The sequence below is a fragment of the Gillisella taibaishanensis genome (assembly GCF_001938985.1).
Classification (GTDB): domain Bacteria; phylum Pseudomonadota; class Alphaproteobacteria; order Rhizobiales; family Rhizobiaceae; genus Allorhizobium; species Allorhizobium taibaishanense.
In genome coordinates, this window is sequence record NZ_MKIN01000022.1 from 1,276,388 (window position 1) to 1,283,339 (window position 6,952).

At 59.5% G+C, this 6,952-nt stretch carries 5 protein-coding genes; 1 reads left to right on the forward strand and 4 read right to left on the reverse strand.

Annotated features, from left to right (window positions below; genetic code table 11):
• Positions 1-334: 334 nt before the first annotated feature.
• The 4 genes from BJF91_RS16855 to BJF91_RS16870 form a co-directional block, all read right to left on the reverse strand.
• Positions 335-1,588, reverse strand: coding sequence for an LVIVD repeat-containing protein (locus tag BJF91_RS16855; protein ID WP_075615572.1), 1,254 nt, complete (start codon positions 1,586-1,588; stop codon positions 335-337).
• 73 nt (positions 1,589-1,661) lie between these two features.
• Complete coding sequence (locus BJF91_RS16860) at positions 1,662-2,705, reverse strand: substrate-binding domain-containing protein (protein WP_075615573.1); 1,044 nt, start codon at positions 2,703-2,705, stop codon at positions 1,662-1,664.
• Between the two features lie 29 nt (positions 2,706-2,734).
• Positions 2,735-3,772 carry an ABC transporter permease gene (locus BJF91_RS16865; RefSeq protein WP_075615574.1) on the reverse strand — a complete coding sequence of 346 codons (1,038 nt, stop codon included), beginning with the start codon at positions 3,770-3,772 and terminating at the stop codon, positions 2,735-2,737.
• On the reverse strand, positions 3,769-5,247 hold the full coding sequence (locus BJF91_RS16870; protein WP_075615575.1) for a sugar ABC transporter ATP-binding protein: 1,479 nt from the start codon (positions 5,245-5,247) through the stop codon (positions 3,769-3,771). The genes BJF91_RS16865 and BJF91_RS16870 overlap by 4 nt, the downstream gene beginning before the upstream one ends.
• 371 nt (positions 5,248-5,618) lie before the next feature.
• On the opposite strand from BJF91_RS16870, the gene BJF91_RS16875 reads away from it, so the two are divergent.
• On the forward strand, positions 5,619-6,671 hold the full coding sequence (locus BJF91_RS16875; RefSeq protein WP_075615576.1) for a substrate-binding domain-containing protein: 1,053 nt from the start codon (positions 5,619-5,621) through the stop codon (positions 6,669-6,671).
• Positions 6,672-6,952 lie beyond the last annotated feature (281 nt).

A 6,952-nucleotide genomic window follows, 5' to 3' on the forward strand; every position in this document is an offset into this window, starting at 1 on the left:
GAGGTCGCTGGCGCCCTTGGCTATTGGGCGACTTAATTTGAAGCGCCTCGCCGGTCTAGCCCGAAGGGGTCACTCCAGAACAGGCTCACAGTGACATGAAGCATCGTAATCGCTGAATTTCGGCGACAGCCCAGCCCGGCCACGCCGTACCCGGCATGGCTGGCCACCGAGTTGCCGCCGTCGAATCCATCAGACCCGAAATGCCGGGCCACGTCACAGTAGCTACGCATGCGAACGCCGTAATAATCGACGACTTCCAGCTTAAATGCGACGCTGTATTTTCGGCTGCGAAACCGCTGAAGTTGGCTATCCACCTCTGAGGGGCAGTTCAAGATCAGCCGCGATACTCAATGATCTCGAGACCGGCATTGGAATCGGTCGCGTAGATCAATCCGTTCGCATCGACAAAAACGTCGGCGGACTGAATGACGGGAGGTCTGCCAGGCCTGCGGTCTGTCATTGCCTTTGGCCCGGCGGGTACAAGGGCACCGGTTTCGACGGGATGATAGGGATCGGAAATATCGAAAGCACGAATACCGGCATTCTGCCAGGTAGCGAAGATCAGCGTTTCGGACTGGAAGCTGCCGGGGCGGTTTTCATGCAGATTATGGGGGCCGAAATGTCCCCCCTTGCGCACATAATCCACCTCGTTGGGAATGGGGACAGTAGAGATGCTGATCGGGTTTTCGGGTACGCGAATATCGAAAATCCAGGTATACTTGCGCCCATCCTCTTCATGATCAAGCACAGCCTCATCCGCGACCACGAGCAAGTCGCGCCCCGGTAGCGGCAGCGGTGAATGCGTACCACCGCCATAGGGTGGGCACCAATTATGGTGTTTAATCAGTTTCGGCGCAGCATGATCGGTGACATCAAGCAGCGTCAGCCCGCCATCACGCCAGCAGGCGTAAGCAGTATTGCCGTGAACCAGCGCGTGGTGAAGTGCATAGCGTCGCCCCTCGCCCCAGCCAGGCTCCTCACCGGCGGCCCGGTTCATGCCCGGCAACCACCAGCGCCCCACAAGTTCCGGCTTGGTGGGATCGGCCAGGTCGATCGTGACGAAAATATAGTCGGAAAACCCGTCCAGCAGCGCCGACGCATAGGCATAGCGGCCGCCTACATACCACAGACGATGAAAGCCGACCCCGTCTACATCCAACTGGCCGATTTTCCGCGGTCGATCGGGACTGGAGATATCATAGACCGTCATTCCGGCTGTCCAGGAACGCTCTCCCTTCTTTCCGGCCACGGTTTCGCCAGCGGATTGCGTGTAATAAGCTTTCTCGCCCGCAAACGTCTCGGCATCCGCGAAAAGATCAAGCGCATTGATGACCAGCAGAAGGTCGTCATGCGTCTGCAGGTGAATATTCCAGGTATTGGCAGGCGCCTGCACATAATTCACCGTCTTCGGGTGTTTTGGATCACGCACGTCAACGATCGAAAAGCCCTGCGACCACGGATGAGCAACGTAGGCATGCCCCTTATGGACCATCAATTGCAGCCCGTCGCCCCTGCCGCCGATATCACTATGGCCGATCAGCTTCATGTTGCGAGCGAAATCAGGGGTCGGTAAATCGTTGTGGGCCATGGCTTCTGTCCTCATCCGGTCACAGATCGACTCCGCCTTGGAACAGGCGGCGTCGAGTGCTGCACACTGTCTCTTAATTCTTGGCGGCGGGAATCCAGCTAGCGGTGGCGGCGTCGCTCTTCTGGAAGGCCGGGAACTTCTTCTGCAGGTCCTCGATGGTGCCGATATTGTTTTTCGTCAGATCGTCCCGTGTGATTAGCGTCGGCTGGAGCAGCACCGACCGGCCCGGAAACTGCCCGGCAATATCCAGAGACACGGCCCGAACGGAGACTTCACCCACCACGGCAGCGTTGGTCGCCGCCGTCGCCACCCAGGCGCTATCGGGCTCGGTCATCAACTGAATATCGGCCGTGGACGTATCAACGCCATAGATCTTCACCTTGTCGCTGACACCGAGCTCATCCGTCGCCAGCTTCACGCCCTTTGCAAACTCGTCCCAAGGCGTGAAAATGACCGATATATCCGGATTGGCCCGTAACACCGCCTTGGTCTGGTCGGCGACGGAGGCCGGAACCGTATCGTTGACGACGCCCCAGACAGCCTTTTCCTTGAGATTATGCTTGGCGACGAAGTCTTTCCAGACGGCGTAGCGACGGTCGAGTGGAGCAAAGCCGGCGACGTAGACGGCGCCAGCAGTAAAGCCATCGCCCTTGTCCTTGATGGCCTGATCAAGAACCAGTGTCGCCATGTCCTTATCGCTCTGCTCGATCTGCGCGATCTTCGGATTGTCGAGATTGACGTCGTAGGCGACGACCTTGATGCCTTTGTCGAGCGCCTTCTGGGCCACATCCTTCAGCACTTCCGGCCGGCCATTGTTGATGATGATACCATCGACGCCGAGATTGATGGCCTGTTCCACCAGATTAAGCTCAGTTTCATTATCGTTGCGTGCCTGCGAAAGGGTGAGCTTGATGCCGAGCGCATCCGCCTGGCGCTTGACGCCGGCCTCAAACGCCTGAAGCCAATCACCACTGCCGAGAAAGCTGATGACGGCGATGTTCACCTGGCGCTTGTCGAAGGGGGCGGGTGCACCGGCAACGCCGGCAGCCAGAGTGGCCTGCGCCAGGAAAGTGCCGCCGAGCACGGTGGCGGCCAGTGTCTTGATCAGTTGTTTCATTGATGTCCCCATGGTCCGGAATAGAAATGTCAGATGCGGGCGCGGCTGAAGCCGTATGTGAGGGCGAGAGCACCGACGAGCACGGTGCCCTTGATGAAATCCTGGGTGTAATAAGGCGCGTTCAGCATGGTGAGGCCATTCAGCAGCACGCCGACGAAGACGGCGCCAACAGTGGTGCCGAGCACATTCGGCCGCTTCAGGCTCAGCACCGCAAAGCCAATCAGGGAAGCCGCGACCGAATCCATCAGCAACGACGCCCCGGATGAAACATCGCCACGACCGACACGGGCCGCAACGATGATGCCACCCAGTGCTGCCAGTGTGCCGGACAGAATATAGGCGAGCGCGCGGATACGGGCCGTGTTGCCACCCGCCAGCCGCGTCGCCGTCTCGTTGCCGCCGGTGGCAAACAGCAGACGGCCAAAGCGGGTATGTTCCGTCAGCACATAGAGGGCAACCGCCACCACCGCCATCAGCACGACAGGCAGCGGTACCGTGCCGAATAGGCTGGAGCGGCCGATCAACAGAAAGAGCGGGTCATATTTGCCCGTGGCCGTCGTGCCGTCGGGCAGGATCAGACCGACGGAGATCGAGCGGCCGGCTGTCGGGATGAGTTGCAGACCGGTCAGCAAGAACATCGAAGACAGCGTCGCCAAAAGATCCGGCACCTTCAATCTGACGATCAGGAAGGCATTGATGAGCCCCACCAGCGCGCCGAAAGCCAGCACCAGCGGCACGGTTTGCCAGGCGGATAGGCCAAGGACGATCATCGCATAGCTGGCGGCCATGACGCTGGACGCCGCAACCGCGCCCACCGAGAGATCGAAGCCTCCAACGGCGAGCGTGACGGTAACGCCTGCACCGATGATCGCCACGACGGACACGGCCTGCAGCACGCTCATCAGATTGCTCACCGTCAGAAAGGCCGGTTGGGCGACCGCGAACACGATCAGCAGACCTGCAAGCAGAATGAAAACCGCCCCCCTCCTGATCACATCCTTGACAGTCTCGCCGGCCGAGCGGTTGGGAAGGGTCGGCAATGCCGTTCCTTGATGGGTGTCCGTCATGCATGTTCCTCCAGGAGCGCTGGCGCACGATTGTCGCTTGCGCGGCGCAGGCTATGGTGTTCCATCACCAGCACGCGGTCCGCCACTTCAAAGGCCTCTTCAGGATCAGATGTCGCAATCAGCGTAGCGCGGTTGGTATTGGCGCGGATGGCGGCGATAATGTCCTGACGCGCGCCGACATCGACGCCCTGAAACGGTTCGTCCAGCAGAAGCAACCGGCTGGGCTCCGCATCCCAACGGGCCAATACCACCTTCTGCTGATTGCCGCCTGAAAGGGCCCAGATCGACTGCGCCGGCGATTGCGCCTTGATGCCGAGCTTGCCGATGGCCCGCGCGGCTTCTCGCGCTTCCCGGCCTGACGCCATCAACCCGCCGGGGTACCACCGTCGCAAATGTGGCAGACTGATCGTCGCGGCAATCGTCTCGCCCGGCCAATCACGCGGCATCAGAGAGGATCGGTGCCGGTCTTCGGCGGCCATGGCGACGCCTGCGGCAATAGCCTCTGCTGGATTGCGCGGCGCATAGGGTTTTCCCTCCAGATAGGTCTTGCCATCCGCAAAGGCGCCAAGACCGAACAGGGCTGACAGCAGGCGGCTTTTGCCCGCACCAAGCACGCCGGTAATGGCGACCACTTCACCTGCCCGCACCTGAAGATCGAAAGGCTCGGCCTCGGAACGCAACCGGACCACCCGCAAGTCAAGAACGACATCGCCCTGGGACGAGCGCTGCTGCGGCCGCGCCGAGGTCAAAGGCCGGCCGATCATAGCCTCGATGGCAGCATCAAAATCAATCGGTCGCGTAAACGAGCCAACGTTGCGTCCGCCGCGCAACACGACAGCGCGATCCGCGAGGGCGGCGATATCGGCTGTACGGTGTGAGATGTAAAGCACGGAAATTCCACGCGCTTTCAATGCCAACACCGTCTGGTACAGCCGACCGGCTTCTTCGGCGGAAAGGCTGGCGGTGGGCTCGTCCAGGATCAGCAATTCGGCTTTTATCGCCAGTGCCCGGGCAATGGCGACCAATTGCCTGTCGGCAGGACCGAGGTCGGCAAAAGTCCGATCAAGAGGCAGGTCGAAACCGGCCTCGGCCAGGATGGCAGCCGCTGCTTTGCGTACGGTCCGGCGCGTCAGAAAGAAGGATTGGCGGCCATCGACGAAGTGGTTGAGCAGCAGTGCGTCCGCGACGCTCAGATCGGGAATACCGACAAGATCGGTGGACTGATGCACGGTCACCACCCCGCAACGAGCCGCCTGTGCCGGGGAATTGGGATGAAAGTCCCGGCCGTTGAGGCGAATTGCACCGCTATCTGCACTCTGCACGCCGGACAGGATCTTCACCAATGTAGACTTACCCGCACCGTTGGCACCCATCAGTGCCACGATTTCTCCACGCCCGATAACAAGGGACGCTCCTGCCAAAGCTCGAGTGGAGCCGAAGGACCTATGAATATTTTCAATCTCGAGAAGGGGCATGGGAGAGCCTGTTGATGATGCTCCCTGAGTGGTAACTGCAACGGCCCGCCATTCAAGAATGAGGCTTGCCGACGGAACGCCCAAAGTAGAAAAGATTTCCAACTTTGAGCGATTTCTCATTTCGGTTGCGAGTATCGTCTCGCGCGCCTCAACCAAGGCATTCCATTGTTTGACGATAGCCAGATTTTCTCAAGACGCGCTTTGCGTGAGCAAGAAAACTCGTATTGAACCTGCAATACGCAACATCGCCTGCTCATTAATCTACTATTTTTGTGGATTAATATGGACGCCGCCGTAATCAGGCGGATTGATGCCAATTGATAGCGTCGGGCCGCTTCGGGTCAGCCCGCGATCGAGCAAAGGATTGTTCCATGGCCTTCCGGTTTGAGAAACTGACACCACATATTGCCGTCGCCGTCGGGCTTTTGGCGTCCTCCCCGGTCTCCGCCGGTGGATTGAGCAATGCGCCTGCTCCCTTCGACAAGGGCGGCGTCAAGATCGCCCTCATCAGCTATATCTCTGCTGGCGATTTTTTTCAGGCCTATCAGGCCGGAGCAGTTTCGCAGGCGAAGGCGCTGGGGGTCGATCTTCAGATCTTCCCGGGCCGCCAGAACGCGGCTGAACAACGCGAACAAATCGTTCAGGCCATCAATTTGGGGGCAAAGGCGATCGTTATCGATCATGGCCAGCCAGAGGCATTGTCCGATGTGGTCCAGCAGGCACTGGACAAGGGCATCAAAGTGGTCGCCTTCGATGTCAACCTGAGCAATCCCGAGATTCCGCAGGTGGAGCAAAGCGACCATCGCCTGGCGGACCTAGCGCTTCAACAGGCACTGAAGGACAATGGCACGAATTTCAAGGCGGGATATGCCTATGTCGCGGGATTTGCGCCGCTCGATCGCCGGAACGAGGTCTGGGAAAAGGTAAAGGCGGACAACAAGGGAGTTATCGAAACAGCGAGATTCGGTACGGTCAGCGATACGACCGCCACGGCGACCGCCGACCAGGCCAAGGCCGTGTTCCGCGCAAACCCTAGCATTACAGTCGTCTTTGCGCCCTATGACGAATTTGCCCGCGGCGTGAAGCTGGCGGCCACCGATCTCGGTATCGCGGACAAAGTAAAGATCTATTCCGCCGATATCTCGACGGCCGACATCCAGGAAATAACCGAGCCTGGCAGCCCTTGGGTGGCAACCGCCGCGACCAATCCTGCCGTGGTCGGCGCGGTCTCGATCCGGGCCGCGGCGCTCCAACTGACCGGTGAACCTGTGCCGCACCGGATCGTGGTGGAGCCGGTGCTTGTCACCCAGCAGCAGCTTCGCGAGGCTGGCGTGACGACGATTGAAGATCTCGCGAAGAAAATTCCTGCTTTCTCGACCAGCACGGCCGTAACGGCGAGCTGGATTCCCTCTGCGGCGTTCTGAGCCTATCCTCCCGAGCACGCTCCACGCAGAGGAACGGGACGGAAGCCTAGTCGGCATCCGTCCCGAAGATCAAAACCGATGTCAGCGCTTCTCGCGTCATCACAGCACACGAGCCTAGTGGAGAAAGATTAATCCGACCGATCTTTAGCGGAGGATAAATTTATCTATCAGCTTATAGATGACACCGACGCCGCCGAGCTTGCCGAGCATCGACTGATGCTGATGGTGCGCGGGCTCATCGAGACGGTCGTGATCGTTGATGTTTTTGGAACGCAAAGAAC

Bases quoted from the DNA above. Each gene is read 5' to 3' on its own strand.
- BJF91_RS16855 (WP_075615572.1), bottom strand. From the start codon at position 1,588: ATGGCCCACAACGATTTACCGACCCCTGATTTCGCTCGCAACATGAAG.
- BJF91_RS16860 (WP_075615573.1), bottom strand. From the start codon at position 2,705: ATGAAACAACTGATCAAGACACTGGCCGCCACCGTGCTCGGCGGCACT.
- BJF91_RS16865 (WP_075615574.1), bottom strand. From the start codon at position 3,772: ATGACGGACACCCATCAAGGAACGGCATTGCCGACCCTTCCCAACCGC.
- BJF91_RS16870 (WP_075615575.1), bottom strand. From the start codon at position 5,247: ATGCCCCTTCTCGAGATTGAAAATATTCATAGGTCCTTCGGCTCCACT.
- BJF91_RS16875 (WP_075615576.1), top strand. From the start codon at position 5,619: ATGGCCTTCCGGTTTGAGAAACTGACACCACATATTGCCGTCGCCGTC.